The organism is Pseudomonas sp. S2_E01, assembly GCF_054668365.1.
In genome coordinates this window covers 1,730,657-1,746,448 of the sequence record NZ_CP162762.1, presented here as the reverse complement: position 1 = coordinate 1,746,448, position 15,792 = coordinate 1,730,657, and the positions used below count along the sequence as shown (strand labels likewise).

The window sequence follows — 15,792 nt, the reverse complement described above, 5'->3', positions numbered from 1 at the left end:
TTACATAGCGATTTATCTCTCGAAATAACTGCCTATAACGGAGCTGTTTTTCATGACCATTCGTGTCTCTGCCGCCCTGCTCGCCGTTTTCACCACGGCCTTCGCTCACGCCGACGAAGTCCAGGTCGCCGTCGCGGCCAACTTCACAGCGCCCATCCAGGCCCTCGCTGCCGACTTCGAGAAAGACACCGGGCACAAACTGGTCACTTCCTTCGGCGCCACCGGCCAGTTCTACACGCAGATCAAGAACGGCGCGCCGTTCGAGGTGTTCCTGTCGGCCGACGACACCACCCCGGCCAAACTGGAAAGCGAGGGTGACACGGTCAAGGGTTCGCGCTTCACCTATGCGGTCGGCACCCTGGCGCTGTGGTCGGCCAAGGACGGTTACGTCGATGCCAAGGGCAAGGTCCTGGCCGACAACCAATACAAGCACCTGTCGATTGCCAACCCGAAAACTGCACCTTACGGCCTCGCTGCCACGCAAGTCCTGGCCAAACAAGGCCTGACCGACCAGGTCAAGGACAAGCTCGTCGAAGGCCAGAACATTACCCAGGCTTTCCAGTTCGTCTCCACCGGCAATGCCGAACTGGGCTTTGTCGCCTTGTCGCAGATCTATAAAGACGGCAAAGTCACCAGCGGCTCGGCGTGGATCGTTCCCGCCAGCCTGCACGATCCGATCAAACAAGACGCAGTGATCCTCAACAAGGGCAAGGACAACCCGGCCGCCAAGGCGCTGGTTGACTACCTCAAGGGGCCCAAAGCCGCTGCGGTCATCAAGTCCTACGGCTACGAGCTCTAAATGTCCCTGTCGAGTGCCGATTTTTCCGCAATCTGGCTGACCCTCAAGCTGGCCTCCCTGACCACGGTCATCCTGCTGATTGTCGGCACTCCCGTTGCACTGTGGCTGTCGCGCACCCGTTCCTGGCTGCGCGGTCCGGTCGGCGCCATCGTCGCCCTGCCCCTGGTGCTGCCACCGACGGTGATTGGTTTTTATCTGTTGCTGGCGCTGGGGCCGAACGGCTTTGTCGGCCAGTTAACCCAGTCATTGGGGCTGGGCACCCTGAGTTTCAGTTTTGCAGGCCTGGTCATAGGCTCGGTGCTCTATTCGATGCCGTTTGTGGTGCAGCCTCTGCAAAACGCCTTTTCCGCCATTGGCACCCGCCCGCTGGAAGTGGCCGCGACCTTGCGCGCCAACCCTTGGGACGTGTTCTTCAGCGTCATCCTGCCCCTGGCCCGACCGGGCTTCATCACCGCCGCGATCCTGGGATTTGCCCACACCGTCGGCGAGTTCGGCGTGGTGCTGATGATCGGCGGCAACATTCCCGACAAGACCCGAGTGGTTTCGGTGCAGATCTACGATCACGTCGAAGCCATGGAGTATGCCCAGGCGCATTGGCTGGCCGGAGCCATGCTGGTGTTCTCGTTCGCCGTGTTGCTGGCGCTGTATTCCAGCCGCAAAACCAAAGCCGGCTGGAGCTGATCGATGATTCACACGCGCTTGAAGTTGAAGTATTCAGGCTTCGCCCTGGATGTGGATGTGAAATTGCCGGGGCGCGGCGTCACCGCGCTGTTCGGTCATTCCGGCTCGGGCAAGACCACCTGCCTGCGTTGTATCGCCGGTCTGGAGCGCGCCGAACAGGGGTTTGTCCAGGTCAACGATGAAGTCTGGCAGGACAGCGAAAAGAACCTTTTCGTCCCACCGCACAAGCGTGCCATTGGTTATGTATTCCAGGAGGCCAGTCTGTTCCCGCATCTGTCGGTGCGGGCCAACCTGGAGTTCGGCCTCAAGCGCATCCCGAAGCCGCAGCGCCGGGTAGACCTGACGCATGCCACCCAGTTGCTGGGGATCAGCCATCTGCTCGATCGCCATCCGCAACACCTGTCCGGCGGCGAACGCCAGCGTGTCGGCATCGCCCGCGCCCTGCTGACCAGCCCGCAACTGCTGCTGATGGACGAACCGCTGGCGGCGCTGGATGCGCAACGCAAAAACGAAATACTGCCGTATCTGCAGCGTTTGCACGATGATCTCGACATCCCGGTGCTGTACGTCAGCCATTCCCAGGATGAAGTGGCGCGGCTGGCCGACCATATCGTGCTGCTCAGCGAGGGCAAAGCCTTGGCCAGCGGTCCCATCGGCGACACCCTGGCCCGTCTCGACTTGCCGTTGGCCCAGGGCGATGACGCCGGCGTAGTGATCGAAGGCCAGGTCAGTGCCTATGACCGCGATTATCAACTGCTGACCCTGCAACTGCCCAACAGCGAGCTGAACATTCGTGTAGCCCACACACCGATGGCGGTCGGCCAGGCGCTGCGCGGCAAGGTGCAGGCGCGGGATGTCAGCCTGAGCCTGCATGGCAACGAACCCAGCAGCATCCTCAATCGCCTGCCGGTGACGGTGGTCAGTGAGCTGGGCGCGGAGAATGCCGCTCACGTCCTGATCCGTCTGGACGCCGCTGGCACGCCGCTGCTGGCGCGCATCACCCGTTACTCCCGTGATCAGTTGAATGTGCACCCCGGTCAGCAGCTCTGGGCGCAAATCAAGGCGGTGGCCGTGCTGGCGTAAATTCGCTGGCACGACGGCAACAGGCTGCGGTCAATGGCTGTAACGGCCCCTCTGATTCGCGCCCAAGGATTGTTGCCATGCCCGATTCCACCCTTCCCGACATGCTCCCCCCCGACCTGCATTATGTCGACGATGCCCAGCCCGGACTCACCCGCAGGAAGCTGCGCGGCAAGTTCTGCTATTTCGACGCCGCGGGCCAGCGCATCACCGACCCCGACGAAATCAAACGCATCAACGCCCTGGCCGTTCCGCCGGCCTATACCGATGTGTGGATCTGCGCCGACCCTCGTGGCCACCTGCAAGCCACCGGTCGCGATGCCCGGGGACGCAAGCAGTACCGCTATCACCCACGCTGGCGGGAGGTGCGCGATGCCGACAAGTATTCGCGCTTGCGCGACTTCGGCCTCGCCCTGCCCAAGCTGCGTCGACAACTGGAAGCGCTGCTGGACGCACCGGGCTTCAGTCGCGACAAAGTCATGGCCACGGTCATCACCCTGCTCGATGCGACCTTGATTCGTGTGGGCAATACGCAGTATGCGCGCGACAACCGTTCCTATGGGCTGACCACCCTGCGCAACCGTCACGTCGAGGTCAATGGCTCGGCGATCCGTTTCCAGTTTCGCGGCAAGAGCGGCGTAGAACACCAGATCACGGTGAAGGACCGGCGCCTGGCGCGGATCATCAAGCGCTGCCAGGAAATTCCGGGGCAAAACCTGTTTCAGTACCTGGATGAAAACGGCGAGCGGCACAGCGTCACTTCGTCCGATGTCAACGCCTACCTGCAAAGCCTGACCGGCGCCGACTTTACCGCCAAGGATTACCGTACCTGGGCCGGCAGCGCCCTGGCACTGGCGGTGCTGCGTGAACTGCAGTGGGAGCCGGAGTCGGACGCCAAGCGCCATGTCGTAAACATGGTAAAGGAAGTGGCAAGGCAACTGGGCAACACTCCGGCAGTGTGCCGCAAGTGCTACATCCACCCGGCGGTTCTCGAGGGATTTCTGCTGGGGGCCTTGGCCGCATTGCCGCGACCCAGAACACGCAAGGGCCTGCGCGCCGAAGAAGTCGGATTGGCGATGTACCTTGAGCAGATGATCGAGGCCAACCAACCGACGAACTGACCGCGCATTTTTTGCATGATCACGCAGGGCTTCTATAGTAGACCTGATAGAAATTCAGCTTCGGTGGGGCAATGGAAGACTTTTTCGTCGTCAAGCGCTGCAACAAGATCGTCATCCATGGCCGCCGAGCCGGGGAATCCGAACATCAATCCCCTGAGGCCGCTGTGTGGTACCGCATCGCCGATACTCGCACCAACGGCTTCATCGGTGACGGCTATGAATGCGAGGAAGACGCCCAGCGCATTTGCCGGCAACTCAATGCCCAATCACGCGTGACCGCCCGGCAAGGTTGAAGCCCGGGTCTATACTCAAATGGCTGAGGGACCAGCAACGGCAACAGCTCGCCTGAGGCGGGCTTTTTGATGCCATTTTTGCCAGGTTTCTTGAACGGAGGTTTGCCATGTCCGAAAAAGAGTCCATCACCACCCTGCTGACCTTGCTGGATTCACGCCAGGCCCGCTTGGCGGCGGCTTGCAAGGAAATCGCCGACTGGGTCGATCATCAAGGGGGGCACCCGACCGCCCTCAGGATTCGTGATCGCCTGAACGACATCGAGAAGGACACACCGCTGATTCGCAATACGCTGTCGGCGCTCAAGCCCGTCGATCGGCCACTGCCACGGTTCAGATGACGCAAGAACATTCTTTCTCGGGACGTCTGACGGTGACGCGTGGTTCGCCGACTTCCGTCGTGCCTGACCGTTTGTCGCCAAACACCGCCCAGATCGGGTGTCGGGCTTTTTTTGCCTGGCGGTTTCACGCCGTATTCACATTGGCCTTCGTACAGTCAAATCACTCCTTTTTGAACCCTGACCCGCCCGCATGCGGGTCTTTTTTTGCCCGCTAAAAATGCCTTCTCTCTGAACCGCGAGCATCAACGTCCAAGACGCGTTGGGCATCGCGACGGTGCGACAAGTTGACAGGCAAGAGAACGACGTTCGGCTGGGGCGATAACGGGTTTGCTCGGCTAGGATTGATAACGCATCCAGCCAGCGTCGACCTGTTGTGTGAACACCTGATCAAGGAGGAGCGATGACACGTATTCATGAAGCCGAGAAAACCTATCGCATGTGGTCCAGTCCGATCCTGCTGGAGCTCAAGGAACGCGAACATCAACTGGACCCCAGCGCCCGCCAGGCCTTACAGAATATTCTGGTGGAGAGACGCCTGGTGAACACGGGCAACCCTGCGGGCGTCGAGCGGCGTCAGGAATGGGGCAGCCAGCCATAGCGCAGCCGCCTGCGGCGGCAAAACTTAAGTATGGCAATGCGATACACATGGACGATGGTTCCGTGTCCTGCCTGGGCATAGTGTTCTCGTTCATCCGCCGCAAACGCGGCACCCAGACGAGAACGCTCACCATGACCGACGAAATCCAAGGAACCTCCCGCCGTGCCCTGATGAACGCTGGCCTGACGGTGGCCGCATTGGCAGTGGCCGTGCCTGCCCTGGCAGGTCAGCCGGGTAGGCCCACAGCGCCAGCCAGCCGATCAAACCATCAGGGTTCGGGCTACCTCACACTCAAGGACGGCACCCGTCTGTTCTACAAGGACTGGGGCACCGGCCAACCCATCGTTTTCCATCACGGCTGGCCGCTGTCCGGGGACGACTGGGATAACCAGATGCTGTTCTTCCTGAGCAAAGGCTTTCGCGTGATCGCCCATGACCGCCGTGGTCACGGCCGGTCCAGCCAGACCGCCACCGGCAACGACATGGACACCTACGCCGCCGACTTCGCCGAACTGGCAGCCCACCTCGACCTCAAGGGCGCCGTCCACATCGGTCACTCCACCGGTGGCGGCGAAGCAGCCCGCTACGTCGCACGCCATGGCGGCAATGGTCGCGTCGCCAAGGCCGTGCTGATCGGCGCCGTCCCGCCCATCATGCTGCAAACGGCAAAAAATCCCGGTGGCTTGCCCCTGAAAGTATTCGATGGTTTTCGCGAAGCACTCGCCGCCAACCGCGCGAACTTCTACCGAGACGTCGCGGCCGGCCCTTTCTATGGCTTCAACCGGCCAGGCGCCAAAGTCTCGCAACCGGTGATCGACAACTGGTGGCGCCAGGGTATGAACGGCGGTGCCAAGGCGCAATACGACTGCATCAAGGCCTTCTCCGAAACCGACTTCACCGAAGACCTGAAAATGATCCAAGTGCCCACCCTGGTGCTGCACGGAGAAGACGACCAGATCGTGCCCATCGAAGACTCCGCACGCCTGAGCATCAAACTGCTCAAGCATGGCACGCTGAAAACCTACCCTGGCCTGCCACACGGCATGTGCACGACGCACGCAGAGACGATCAATGCAGATTTGTTGGCGTTTATCACGGGGTGATGGGGGGCTCGCGAATGTGCGAGCTGGAAACGAACAAGGGTTTGCGTCGGCTTTCGCCCGCAAACCCTTGGTTTTGAATGGTGCCCGAAGCCGGAATCGAACCGGCACGCCCTTACGAGCGGGGGATTTTAAGTCCCATGCGTCTACCAGTTTCGCCATTCGGGCGGTAGCGCGGTCAAGCGATCTGAACACTGACACGTGTAGGTCTGTCAGTTCTGACGCTTGTAAAACAGAGGACGAAATATATACATCCCGTCCGGGTGAAGCAAGTTCGCGCAGGCCCTTTTCAAGACTAAATCTTGCTGGGTGGCGCAAATAAAAAAGCTCCGTAAATCATTGATCTACGGAGCTATTTTAAGAGTGGAGGCCGAGGTCGGAATCGAACCGGCGTAGGCGGATTTGCAATCCGCTGCATAACCATTTTGCTACTCGGCCCCAATGCCCCTGATGCAATTGAAACAACATCAAAGGCGTACAAACCTGGAGTAGATTCAAGATCCAACTCCTTGAAAACATTGAGCTTTTTCAGCGATCAGTGCTTTCGATGGCGTGAATTATGGACTGATTTGCCGGGGCTGACAACCCCTTGATTTCAAAAAAAATCTGTCGAAGACTGGAACGCCCGCTGAGGTTTGTGCACTCGCCCGCCAATGACAGGCAAAAAAAATCCCGGGCAGCTGATGGACGCCCGGGATCTAAAAATGCATAAACCGTGGTGGTGAACGCGGGCCGAATGTTACGGTCATTTTCACCATGTAACAAGATATTTTAGTTCACTGCATGGTTAAAAACACCTTTAACCCCTTCAATATCCACATGTTTTCCGGGGACGCTGCGCGACAGGTGGTCCATTTACAGGTACCAGCGGTACTCACGGGCACTGATGTCCTGCAGGAAGGCCAGATGGTCCTGGCGCTTGTTTTCGCAGTAGACCATCAAGAACTCCGCGCCCAGCCCCTCGCGCACAGGCTCATGATTTTGCATGGCGCGCACGGCCTCCAGCATTTCCGTCGGGAAGTCCACGCCACTGCCGCGATCTTCGTTGAGCGGCTTGATCGGCTCCTGCTGTGCCTCCAGCCCATGCTCCATGCCCACGAGGATAGCGGCCAGCACCAGGTACGGGTTGGCATCGGCGCCTGACAGGCGATGTTCGATGCGCAGGTTTTTCGGGTCCGACTCGGGCACGCGTACGCAGGCGTCACGATCTTCAAAGCCCCAACTGGCCCGCGTGGCAATGTTGGTGGTGCCGCTCAGGCGCCGCATGGCGTTGTGGTTCGGCGCGAAGATCGGCATGCAGTGCGGGATCAGTTGCAGGCAGCCTGCGATGGCATGGCGCAACGGTTTCTGGTCATTGGCGGCCAGCAAGTTGTTGCCCGCCTGGTCATACAAGCTCACGTGAACATGCATGCCGCTACCCGGATGCTGCAAATAAGGTTTGGACATGAAGCTGGCGCGGTAGTCGTGCTTCATCGCCACACCACGGGTGCTGCGGCAGAACAGTGCGGCCCAGTCGGCGGCGCGGAGACCATCGTCGAGGTGGCCGAAATTGATTTCGAACTGGCCCGGCCCCAGTTCGGCGGTGATCACCGTGGTGTCGATGCCTTGTGCCCTTGCGGTCTCTACCATGTCATCGAGCACTGGCGCGAAACGCGTCAGCCGTTCGATGTGCATGTTGGGCTGGTCATCGGCGTCATCGGTCGCTGCATCCCGGGCAAACTGTGGCAAACCTTCACGCAACTGGCGATCGAAGAGGTAGAACTCCAGCTCGAAAGCCACTACCGGGAAAATGCCTTTGCGTTCCAACCGCGCCAGCACCTGCGCCAGGACTTCCCGTGGTTCGAATACAATGGGTTTTTCCGTGTCGCTGGAGGTGATCAGCATCTGGCCCACGGGCTGCTTTTCCCAGTCGACGATCTTCAGGGTGCCTGGCACGAGGCGGCGCGGCGCATCCGGGTCACCGTCGTTGAAGCAATAGTCGCCAATCTTGAACAGCCCGCCCTGGGTGCCGAGCAATACACAGTTCTGCGGCAGTTTGAGCGCACTGCCAGCGGCGACCTTTTCGAGCAGGTCGATCGGATAGCGCTTGCCGTAGAAATGCCCCGGGATGTCCAGGGAAATCAGGTCGACGTAGCGCACGTCGGGGTAGCGCTCGCGAAACGCGCGCACTTCAGCAACCAGATCAGAGCAGACAGCGTCCATCGTTGTGTTCCCTTGTTTTTATCAGGTGTAGACCCAGAGCACCCGGGTGAGTTGATCGGAGCGATTGCCGTAGCGGCAATGGGCATGGCTGGCGAGCTGGAAACTGTCCCCGGCCTCAAGCGTGACTGGCTCGGCGTCATCGAGCCAAAGCGTGAGTTGCCCTTCGAGCACGTAACCGCCCTGCTCCGAGCTGTCGTTCATGTGCCGCTCGCCGCTGCTGGCGCCGGGCTCGAGCAGGCTTTCGAGCATCGAGAACGATGCGCGCATTTTCGGCGAGACCAGGATGTCGGTGATCCCGTCGGCGTAGTACAACGTGCGGCGCTCGTCGGGGCGGGTCACCCACGGGAGGGCCATGGGCTTGGGCAAACTGTAGAAATAGGTCGTCGGCACGCCGAGGGTTTCGCTGATCGCGGTCAGGTCCGCCACCGTCGGCCGGGAGAGCCCGCGCTCGACCTGCGAGAGAAAACCCACCGAGCGGCCGATTTTGTCCGCCAGGTCCTTGAGCGTGTACTTTTTGTGCTTGCGCAGGTCCTGGATCAGGATCGCCAGCGCCGAGATTTCTTCTTGCCTGTCCATTCGATAACGTTCCGGAAATGTGCGGTTCAAAGGCTGTCGCGCAAGCGATACCAGGCTTTGCCGATGGCTTCCAGCGGGGCCGCCATGTATTTGCCGCCGGGGAAGCTGCCGTTGACCAGGCCCTGGTACAAGCCCAACTCGTCGGGCTGGCCGAGTATCGCGTCAGACACCGCACGAGCCGCCGCCAATGTCGGCAACACGCCGTGGCCCGAGTAGCCCTGGAGCCAGTAAAGATCGCCGCGCCGGCCGATATCGGGTGTGCGCTTGAGGGTCAGATCGATGTGTCCGCCCCAGGCGAATTCCAGCTCCACGCCCTTGAGCTGGGGGAACACACGCTCCAGGAACGGTCGAGTGGCCGCCGCGATGTCCTTGGGCATGCCGCCCAGGTAGGTACAGCCGCCACCAAACAGCAGGCGGTGATCGGGGGTGCGGCGGAAGTAGTCGAGGACAAACTGGTTGTCGGTGACGCAGGCATTGCTCGGCAGCAGCGCGGTGGCCAGTCCTTGGGAAAGCGGCGCGGTAGCGACCTGATAAGTGCCCACGGGCAACACGCAGCTCGCCAGTTGCGGATCGAGCCGATCCAGATAGGCATTGCAGGCCAGTACCAGCACATCGGCCCGAACACGGCCGCGCTCGGTGGTCACCACGTAGCGCCCGCCTTCTTCGCGATAGCTCAGCGCCTTGCTCTGCTCATGAATGTGCCCGCCCGCGTTTTCGATGGCAGCGGCCAAACCGAGGGCGAGACGCAGCGGATTCAGGTGGCCGCCCTCGGGGTCATACAACCCCGCCTGATAACGCTCACTGGCGACCCATTGCGGCAACTGTTCACGGGGAATGAACTGCAAACCGTCGTGGCCCCACTTGTGGCTGGCCTCATGCTGCCACTCGGTGAGCAAATCGACCCGACGTGGCAGCACCGACGTCCACAGGTGTCCGGCGCGGTAGTCACACTCGAAATCATGCCGCGCCGGCAAGGCGCGCAATTCCCGCGCGGCCCAGCGCATGCCATCCCACAAGCGGCGCGCCCACTCGTAACCCAGCGCAGCTTCCAGTGGCGGCATATCGCACGACCAACCGAGAATCGCCTGACCACCATTACGCCCCGACGCCGCCCACGCCACACGGCTGGCTTCCAGCAAGGTGACACGCTTGCCAGCCAGGGCCAGGCGCAACGCCGTGTGCAAACCACTGAAACCGGCGCCGATGATCAACACTTCGGTGTCGCGCTCACCTTCCAGGGGGGCACGCTCGACCAGGTGATCAGCGCAGGCATGGGCGTAGTAGCTGGGGACGTGCCGGGTGGATTGTTGAAACATGCGGGAGGCTCATGAAATTTTGTTATTTAAATTTCATGAAAATTTATATGATTAATTTCACACGCACAAGCCATTCCTGTAGGAGCGAGCTTGCTCGCGATGGAGGCCAACGATAACGCGGGACACCTGATACCCCGCGTTGCTCTTGAGTCCATCGCGAGCAAGCTCGCTCCTACAGTTTGTGTGTGTAAGGGCTACGGCCGGATCACGCGATCGGGATCAGCGGATCAGCCGCCGCCCAGGCAGCTTCGCGGTTGGCGGCTGGCGGGTAGATCCATACGGTGTTGATCTGGGTTTTCAGCGCCTTGGCCTCCTGCCTCACCAGTTTCACCTGGCGATCCCAGCCCTCGGTGTACACCGCGCCCCAAGCCCCCAGGTCCAGGCATGTCACGTACTTGGGCTGGCTGTAGGCAAATCCGTCCACGCCAAGGATCTGCGCCGCAACGTTATTGCCGGCGTAACGCCCCAGCATGATTGCGTGCTGGCAGGTCATCAGCGCGTAGTTTCCGATCTCGTCGGATGCCGCGTAGGCCACGTCGCCAGTGGCGAAGATGTCGTCCTGGCCGATGACTTTCAGATGGCTGTCCACATGCAGGCGGCCCAGATGATCGCGCTCCGCCGGGATCTGTTCGGTCAAGGCGCTGGCGCGCACGCCAGTGGTCCAGACCACGGTCATGGCGTCGATTCGCTCGCCATCGCTGAGGTTTACACCCTTGGCATCGACAGAATCCACCGAGGCCTTGAGGTGCCATTTCACGCCGGTTGCGATGCTGGCTTCTTCGATCGACAGGGCAATTTCTTCGCCCATGGAGCCACCAATCTTGCTCCCCCGATCGACGATGATCACGTCGATGTCCGCGTTCTCGCCAAGGATGGCTCGCAGGCGTGCGGTCATTTCGGTCGCCGTTTCAATCCCGGTAAAACCGCCACCGGCGACGACGACGGTGTTGCGCGCCTTGCTGTCCGGCAGATGGGCCAGGGATTTAAGGTGATTTTCCAGCCGTACGGCCTGCTCGATTTGATCGACGTCGAAGGCATGCTCTGCCACGCCGCTGGTCGGCGGAATGGCCAAGCGGCTACCCGTGGCCAGAACGAGTTTGTCGTAGCTGCACGACTGTTCGACGCCCGCAGCGTCGATGTAGCCGACCCGTTTGTGGGCAACATCGATGGTCTCGGCAGCACCCTTGATGAACTTCACACCGACACAATCGAGCAGCTCGCCAATCGGTGCGGCCAGTTGATGAGCATTGGGTTCATAGAAGCGCGGACGCACGCGCAGCTCGGCCTGCGGGGCCAGGACGGTGACTTCCACGTTGGTGTGGCCGTGCATGTCGAACAGGCGGGTCGCGCTCAATGCTGTCCACAAACCTCCAAAACCTGCGCCGATTACCAGGATGTGCTGTTTCATTTGTAACTCCGCGAGAAAGCCGATCAATGAATGACTGGAAGGTGGCAGGCTGTCAGCACCCACCGAACAACTACGACTATATTGATCCTAGTTAATCGACGCAATCGGTTTTTGTAGATAGCCACTATCGACGTCGTCCATACCCCTTAAAACAAAGATCTTGAAGCACACCAGAGCACCACGGAAAAGCCTTCCAGATTGCCTGTCAAGATTCAGACTGCTAGAATTTGCGACAACATTAGTCGGAGATTGATATGTCTCTTTACAGCGCGGGCGTTGAGTACGGCATCCATTGCCTGGTTTTTCTGGTGGGCAACTGCGGCGACACCCGTGAGGCGAGCGTGCGCGACCTGGCTGAATTGCAAGGCGTGCCCCTGGACTATCTGGCGAAAATATTCACCAAACTGGCCAAGGCAAAATTGGTGGTGGCCACTGAAGGCGTGCGCGGCGGGTTTAAACTGGCGCGGCCTTCGGACGAGATCAGCGTGCTGGATATCGTCAATGCCATCGATGGGCAAAAGCAGATCTTCGAATGCCGTGAAATTCGCGGACGTTGCGCCTTGTTCGATGGCTGCACGCCCGATTGGGCGGTATCGGGACACTGTGCGATCCATGCGGTCATGCTCACCGCGCAAAAACGCATGGAAGAAGCACTGGCCCAGCAGACCATCCTTGATCTGGCCAGAAGAGTGGGACGCAAGGCCCCGGCGGCGTTCAACGGTCAGGTCGATGAATGGCTCAACGACCGGCGAGACAAAAAAAGCACTGCCGCACTGGTTATACCGACGACCGAAGTCGCAGACTGATCCGTCACAAACAGGTGCGAACGGCCTCGCGCAGTGCACCGGACTTGGCCCAGGGCGGCCCCTGGTACAACGAAACCCGGCTGCCGTCCTTGTTTTTGACGATATCCAGCGTCTCATCCGCACTGATCATGCCGGGCGCGGTGATCCGGTAGCCGTTGGAAATCCCGACTTGCGTTGTCTTGGAGACTTCCTTCTGCCAGGCCGGCAATACGCACGCAGCCAGCTCCTTGGGCGGCTTCTCACTGTATTTGCTGAAGTTAGGCTCACCCGGCACCACCGAGGCCGGCAATGAGCACCCCGCCAACATCCCCACTACGATTCCCGCCACCAGAGTCCGCATCGCGCATCCTTATCCCAAAAAAGAAAATGTAGCTCTTGGACAGGAAGATCGAGGCTAAAATTTCGTAGCGAGCATTTTCGGGAGATCATCATGTGGCTCAATGAATCTGAAAACGAACTGCGGCGGGACTTGCAGGGCATTGCCTCGGACTTGAGGTGGTCGGCGGTGGAGCTGTTGCGCCTGGCGGAACAACTGCGACAGTCGGGTAATGACGTGGATGCGCAGGCCGTTCACAGGTTATGCGATCTGTTTCAGGGAGATGAACAACGGCTGGCAGGGTATGCCGAGGAAGTGAAGGCGAAGGTGATCAGTCGCAATAAGCCTGCCTGACAACTGTAGGAGCGAGCTTGCTCGCGATGCGGTGTGTCAACCGACAAGCATGGAACTGGCCCACCGCTTTCGCGAGCAAGCCCGCCCCCACAGCAAAGCCCTTCAGTGGGCATTGGTTTTTTTGGCACGCGGCCTGTACCCCGGCAAAGACGCCGCAAACGCCAGCGCCTCTTCCCGACTGTCAAAGGCGCCCAGCCGGTCGCCCGGGGTGCAGACCCGCCAAGGGCCGTTGTTCACACTGACTACGTCATAGCCGTTCATGTGCATCTTGTTCAGCATCGGAACGCTCATAAGCCACCTCCTTTCGGTCACGTCTTTGAGCACTGACTCGGCTACCTTACACCCCCTTCCTGCACCAATGCGGACCAGACGTCGTGTGAGGATCCAATATTAGATTGCACTTTTGTTTCAAGCACCCTCTCAAACCCCCTATAAGCCGCGAAGTATTGGCGACGGCTCAAATATTGCATTTTTATGACATAATTGTGGCGCTGAGCTATTAGGCACCCCATGAAAGTACGCGCAACCGTCATTTGCGAGCAGGACCGGCACGTCCTCCTGGTTCGCAAGCCCAAATGTCGTTGGACGCTGCCCGGCGGAAAAGTCGAGCGAGGCGAGACCCACGCGAGCGCGGCCGTGCGTGAATTACAGGAAGAAACCGGCCTGGCCGTCGATGACGTGCTGTACCTGATGCAGCTCGAAGCCGGCAATACTCGACACCACGTGTTCGAGGCGTCGGTGTTGAACCTGGACGAGGCGCGCCCGTTGAATGAGATCTTCGACTGCCAGTGGTATCCGCTGAATGCCGTGCAGAACCTGGACGCCAGCGATGCGACGCTCAGGATCGTCAAGGCGTTTCAACGACGCCTGTAACTCAGCCGAGATCGCCACCCCCGACCGGAAGGGTAACGCCGGTGATATACGACGCCTCGTCACTGGCCAGGAACAGAATCGCGCCCGCCTGCTCATCCAGCGTTCCATAACGCTTCATCAAGCTGCTGTCCAGGGTCTGATCGACGATCTGCTGGTACCAGACTTTTTCCTGCGGGCTCTGCTGGGCGTTGTTACGCGGGATCAGCCTTGGCGGTGCTTCGGTGCCCCCCGGTGCCGTGGCATTGACCCGCACCCCGCGCCCGGCGGTCTCGAATGCCAGGCAGGCGGTCAACGCATTGACCCCACCTTTGGCCGCACCGTAGGGCACGCGATTGACGCTGCGAGTGGCAATCGATGACACGTTGACGATCGCCCCGCTGCCCTGCTCCAGCATGTACGGCAGCGCCGCATGGCAACACCACAGGGTCGGAAACAGTGAGCGACGCACTTCGGCCTCGATCTGCGCTGCCTCGTAGTGCTCGAACGGCTTGGCCCAAATGGTGCCGCCCACATTGTTGACCAGCACATCGAGCCGACCGAACCGCTCGACGGCGGTTTGCATGACTCGGCTGCACTCCTCGTATTGCTCAAGGTCAGCGGTCAGGGCCAACACCTGGCAACTGCCAGACAGTTGCTGCTGCACTTCGAACACCAGCTCGGAGCGATCCACCAGGATCAACCGGGCGCCCTCGGCCGCCATGCGCTCGGCGACCCGGCGACCGATGCCTTGGGCGGCGCCGGTGATCAGGGCGACTTTTTCCTGGAAACGGTTCATGTGTACTCCCACAACGTTCAAATTCGACACAGTCAACTGTGGGAGCGGGCTTGCTCGCAAAAGCGGTGGGTCAGGCAACATCAATGTTGGATGTGCCGGCCTCATCGCGAGCAAGCCCGCTCCCACGGGGGGACAATTCAGTTACGCCGCGCTGGCGGCGAATTTCTCGAAGTAGAAATTCGCTGGCGTGATGCCCTGCTCACCTATGTACTTGCTCACCGCTTCCACCATCGGCGGCGGGCCGCACAGGTAGACGTCGACGTCGCCGTCGTTCAAATGCTGCGGCTCGATGTGCTGGGTGACGTAGCCCTTGAGCGGATGCTGGCTGTCGGGGCTGGCCACGCAGGCGCTGTAGGTGAAGTTGGGGATGCGCGCAGCGAAGGCTTCCAGGCGATCGAGTTCCACCAGGTCGAAATCGTGGGTCACGCCGTAAATCAAATGCAGCGGGTACTCACTGCCCTGCTCGGCAATCTTCTCCAGCATCGCGGTGAACGGCGCCAGCCCGGTGCCGCCGGCGAGCAGCAACAACGGCCTGCGAATGTCGCGCAGGTAAAAACTGCCCAAGGGACCTGCCAGGCGCATGCGGTCGCCGGCCTTGGCCATGCCGGTGAGAAAGCTGCTCATCAGGCCACCCGGCACATTGCGAATCAGGAAGCTCACTTCGCCATCGCGCTGCAAGGAGCTGAATGAATAGGCACGCGTCTGCTCGCTACCGGGAATCCCCAGGTTTACATACTGGCCCGGCAGAAACGCCAGCTTGCTCAACGACTCGTCCTTGATCGACAGCGCGATGGTGCTGTCGGACAACTGGCGAACGGCGCTGATGGTCGCCTCAAAACTGGCCTGACGGGTGCGGCAGACTTCGGAGGATGTCGGCACTCGTACCACACAATCGCTCTGCGCGCGCATCTGGCAGGTCAGGACGAAACCCCGCTCGGCCTCTTCGGCGCTGAGGGCGTCTTCGATGTACTTCTCACCCAGGTCGTACTGGCCGGCTTCGGCAAAACACTTGCAGGTGCCACAGGCGCCGTCGCGGCAATCGAGCGGGATGTTGATGCCCTGGCGGTAGGCGGCATCGGCCACGGTCTCGCCCACATTGGCGTCGATGAAACGGGTGACGCCGTCTTCAAAATTGAATGCGATGGAATGAGTCATG

The 15,792-nt window shown here is 60.4% G+C and carries 19 protein-coding genes and 2 tRNA genes; 11 read left to right on the top strand and 10 right to left on the bottom strand.

Features of this window, described 5'->3' with window-relative positions:
* Positions 1-52 precede the first annotated feature (52 nt).
* The 8 genes from modA to AB4O36_RS08015 all read left to right on the top strand — a co-directional run bounded on the left by modA (position 53) and on the right by AB4O36_RS08015 (position 6,013).
* Positions 53-799, top strand: a complete 747-nt coding sequence (modA, locus tag AB4O36_RS08050; protein WP_460141426.1) for a molybdate ABC transporter substrate-binding protein — start codon at positions 53-55, stop codon at positions 797-799.
* A complete protein-coding gene (modB, locus tag AB4O36_RS08045; protein ID WP_460141425.1) occupies positions 800-1,480 on the top strand; it encodes a molybdate ABC transporter permease subunit in 681 nt (226 codons plus the stop codon). It abuts the gene before it with no gap.
* A 3-nt stretch (positions 1,481-1,483) separates the two neighbouring features.
* A complete protein-coding gene (gene modC / locus AB4O36_RS08040; protein WP_460123302.1) occupies positions 1,484-2,563 on the top strand; it encodes a molybdenum ABC transporter ATP-binding protein in 1,080 nt (359 codons plus the stop codon).
* Positions 2,564-2,640: 77 nt separating this feature from the next.
* Positions 2,641-3,681, top strand: coding sequence for a DNA topoisomerase IB (locus AB4O36_RS08035; RefSeq protein ID WP_460141424.1), 1,041 nt, complete (start codon positions 2,641-2,643; stop codon positions 3,679-3,681).
* 71 nt (positions 3,682-3,752) lie between these two features.
* Positions 3,753-3,974 (top strand): hypothetical protein, encoded by a 222-nt coding sequence (locus tag AB4O36_RS08030; RefSeq protein WP_460141423.1) that lies wholly within the window; start codon positions 3,753-3,755, stop codon positions 3,972-3,974.
* 107 nt (positions 3,975-4,081) lie between these two features.
* Positions 4,082-4,312 carry a hypothetical protein gene (locus AB4O36_RS08025; protein ID WP_460123294.1) on the top strand — a complete coding sequence of 77 codons (231 nt, stop codon included), beginning with the start codon at positions 4,082-4,084 and terminating at the stop codon, positions 4,310-4,312.
* Positions 4,313-4,712: 400 nt separating this feature from the next.
* Positions 4,713-4,910, top strand: coding sequence for a hypothetical protein (locus AB4O36_RS08020; protein ID WP_460123292.1), 198 nt, complete (start codon positions 4,713-4,715; stop codon positions 4,908-4,910).
* Between the two features lie 131 nt (positions 4,911-5,041).
* A complete protein-coding gene (locus AB4O36_RS08015; RefSeq protein WP_460142125.1) occupies positions 5,042-6,013 on the top strand; it encodes an alpha/beta fold hydrolase in 972 nt (323 codons plus the stop codon).
* A 78-nt stretch (positions 6,014-6,091) separates the two neighbouring features.
* Here the strand turns inward: AB4O36_RS08015 and AB4O36_RS08010 are convergent.
* From AB4O36_RS08010 to AB4O36_RS07985, 6 genes are all read right to left on the bottom strand, one after another.
* Positions 6,092-6,178 (bottom strand) — tRNA-Leu (locus tag AB4O36_RS08010).
* A gap of 196 nt (positions 6,179-6,374) precedes the next feature.
* Positions 6,375-6,448: transfer RNA gene (locus AB4O36_RS08005), tRNA-Cys, on the bottom strand.
* 417 nt (positions 6,449-6,865) lie between these two features.
* On the bottom strand, positions 6,866-8,212 hold the full coding sequence (locus AB4O36_RS08000; RefSeq protein WP_460141422.1) for a glutamine synthetase family protein: 1,347 nt from the start codon (positions 8,210-8,212) through the stop codon (positions 6,866-6,868).
* 21 nt (positions 8,213-8,233) lie between these two features.
* The gene (locus tag AB4O36_RS07995; RefSeq protein WP_460123286.1) at positions 8,234-8,788 is read right to left on the bottom strand and encodes a helix-turn-helix domain-containing protein; all 555 of its coding nucleotides are present in this window, start codon (positions 8,786-8,788) and stop codon (positions 8,234-8,236) included.
* 26 nt (positions 8,789-8,814) lie between these two features.
* The gene (locus tag AB4O36_RS07990) at positions 8,815-10,104 is read right to left on the bottom strand and encodes an NAD(P)/FAD-dependent oxidoreductase (protein ID WP_460141421.1); all 1,290 of its coding nucleotides are present in this window, start codon (positions 10,102-10,104) and stop codon (positions 8,815-8,817) included.
* Between the two features lie 205 nt (positions 10,105-10,309).
* Positions 10,310-11,512 (bottom strand): NAD(P)/FAD-dependent oxidoreductase, encoded by a 1,203-nt coding sequence (locus tag AB4O36_RS07985; RefSeq protein WP_460123280.1) that lies wholly within the window; start codon positions 11,510-11,512, stop codon positions 10,310-10,312.
* A gap of 254 nt (positions 11,513-11,766) precedes the next feature.
* Between AB4O36_RS07985 and AB4O36_RS07980 the strand changes: the two genes are divergently transcribed.
* Entirely contained in the window at positions 11,767-12,318 is a 552-nt protein-coding gene (locus tag AB4O36_RS07980) for an RrF2 family transcriptional regulator (protein WP_460123277.1), read from the top strand.
* A gap of 4 nt (positions 12,319-12,322) precedes the next feature.
* Here AB4O36_RS07980 and AB4O36_RS07975 read toward each other — a convergent pair whose 3' ends face one another.
* Entirely contained in the window at positions 12,323-12,658 is a 336-nt protein-coding gene (locus tag AB4O36_RS07975; protein ID WP_460123274.1) for a hypothetical protein, read from the bottom strand.
* 90 nt (positions 12,659-12,748) lie between these two features.
* Between AB4O36_RS07975 and AB4O36_RS07970 the strand changes: the two genes are divergently transcribed.
* The gene (locus AB4O36_RS07970; RefSeq protein ID WP_460123271.1) at positions 12,749-12,988 is read left to right on the top strand and encodes a hypothetical protein; all 240 of its coding nucleotides are present in this window, start codon (positions 12,749-12,751) and stop codon (positions 12,986-12,988) included.
* A 102-nt stretch (positions 12,989-13,090) separates the two neighbouring features.
* On the opposite strand, the gene AB4O36_RS07965 is transcribed toward AB4O36_RS07970, so the two are convergent.
* Positions 13,091-13,279 carry an SPOR domain-containing protein gene (locus AB4O36_RS07965; protein ID WP_460123268.1) on the bottom strand — a complete coding sequence of 63 codons (189 nt, stop codon included), beginning with the start codon at positions 13,277-13,279 and terminating at the stop codon, positions 13,091-13,093.
* Between the two features lie 219 nt (positions 13,280-13,498).
* On the opposite strand from AB4O36_RS07965, the gene AB4O36_RS07960 reads away from it, so the two are divergent.
* Positions 13,499-13,861 (top strand): NUDIX hydrolase, encoded by a 363-nt coding sequence (locus AB4O36_RS07960; RefSeq protein ID WP_460123265.1) that lies wholly within the window; start codon positions 13,499-13,501, stop codon positions 13,859-13,861.
* A gap of 1 nt (position 13,862) precedes the next feature.
* Here the strand turns inward: AB4O36_RS07960 and AB4O36_RS07955 are convergent, their stop codons facing one another.
* A complete protein-coding gene (locus AB4O36_RS07955) occupies positions 13,863-14,636 on the bottom strand; it encodes a 1,6-dihydroxycyclohexa-2,4-diene-1-carboxylate dehydrogenase (RefSeq protein WP_460141420.1) in 774 nt (257 codons plus the stop codon).
* A gap of 141 nt (positions 14,637-14,777) precedes the next feature.
* Positions 14,778-15,791, bottom strand: a complete 1,014-nt coding sequence (gene benC / locus AB4O36_RS07950) for a benzoate 1,2-dioxygenase electron transfer component BenC (RefSeq protein ID WP_460141419.1) — start codon at positions 15,789-15,791, stop codon at positions 14,778-14,780.
* Position 15,792: the final 1 nt, after the last annotated feature.

Bases quoted from the DNA above. Each gene is read 5' to 3' on its own strand.
- AB4O36_RS08025 (WP_460123294.1), top strand. From the start codon at position 4,082: ATGTCCGAAAAAGAGTCCATCACCACCCTGCTGACCTTGCTGGATTCA.
- AB4O36_RS08015 (WP_460142125.1), top strand. From the start codon at position 5,042: ATGACCGACGAAATCCAAGGAACCTCCCGCCGTGCCCTGATGAACGCT.
- AB4O36_RS08020 (WP_460123292.1), top strand. From the start codon at position 4,713: ATGACACGTATTCATGAAGCCGAGAAAACCTATCGCATGTGGTCCAGT.
- modC (WP_460123302.1), top strand. From the start codon at position 1,484: ATGATTCACACGCGCTTGAAGTTGAAGTATTCAGGCTTCGCCCTGGAT.
- benC (WP_460141419.1), bottom strand. From the start codon at position 15,791: ATGACTCATTCCATCGCATTCAATTTTGAAGACGGCGTCACCCGTTTC.
- modA (WP_460141426.1), top strand. From the start codon at position 53: ATGACCATTCGTGTCTCTGCCGCCCTGCTCGCCGTTTTCACCACGGCC.
- AB4O36_RS07960 (WP_460123265.1), top strand. From the start codon at position 13,499: ATGAAAGTACGCGCAACCGTCATTTGCGAGCAGGACCGGCACGTCCTC.
- AB4O36_RS07955 (WP_460141420.1), bottom strand. From the start codon at position 14,636: ATGAACCGTTTCCAGGAAAAAGTCGCCCTGATCACCGGCGCCGCCCAA.
- AB4O36_RS07965 (WP_460123268.1), bottom strand. From the start codon at position 13,279: ATGAGCGTTCCGATGCTGAACAAGATGCACATGAACGGCTATGACGTA.
- AB4O36_RS07990 (WP_460141421.1), bottom strand. From the start codon at position 10,104: ATGTTTCAACAATCCACCCGGCACGTCCCCAGCTACTACGCCCATGCC.
- AB4O36_RS07970 (WP_460123271.1), top strand. From the start codon at position 12,749: ATGTGGCTCAATGAATCTGAAAACGAACTGCGGCGGGACTTGCAGGGC.
- AB4O36_RS08035 (WP_460141424.1), top strand. From the start codon at position 2,641: ATGCCCGATTCCACCCTTCCCGACATGCTCCCCCCCGACCTGCATTAT.
- AB4O36_RS07995 (WP_460123286.1), bottom strand. From the start codon at position 8,788: ATGGACAGGCAAGAAGAAATCTCGGCGCTGGCGATCCTGATCCAGGAC.
- AB4O36_RS08030 (WP_460141423.1), top strand. From the start codon at position 3,753: ATGGAAGACTTTTTCGTCGTCAAGCGCTGCAACAAGATCGTCATCCAT.
- AB4O36_RS07980 (WP_460123277.1), top strand. From the start codon at position 11,767: ATGTCTCTTTACAGCGCGGGCGTTGAGTACGGCATCCATTGCCTGGTT.
- AB4O36_RS07985 (WP_460123280.1), bottom strand. From the start codon at position 11,512: ATGAAACAGCACATCCTGGTAATCGGCGCAGGTTTTGGAGGTTTGTGG.
- modB (WP_460141425.1), top strand. From the start codon at position 800: ATGTCCCTGTCGAGTGCCGATTTTTCCGCAATCTGGCTGACCCTCAAG.
- AB4O36_RS07975 (WP_460123274.1), bottom strand. From the start codon at position 12,658: ATGCGGACTCTGGTGGCGGGAATCGTAGTGGGGATGTTGGCGGGGTGC.
- AB4O36_RS08000 (WP_460141422.1), bottom strand. From the start codon at position 8,212: ATGGACGCTGTCTGCTCTGATCTGGTTGCTGAAGTGCGCGCGTTTCGC.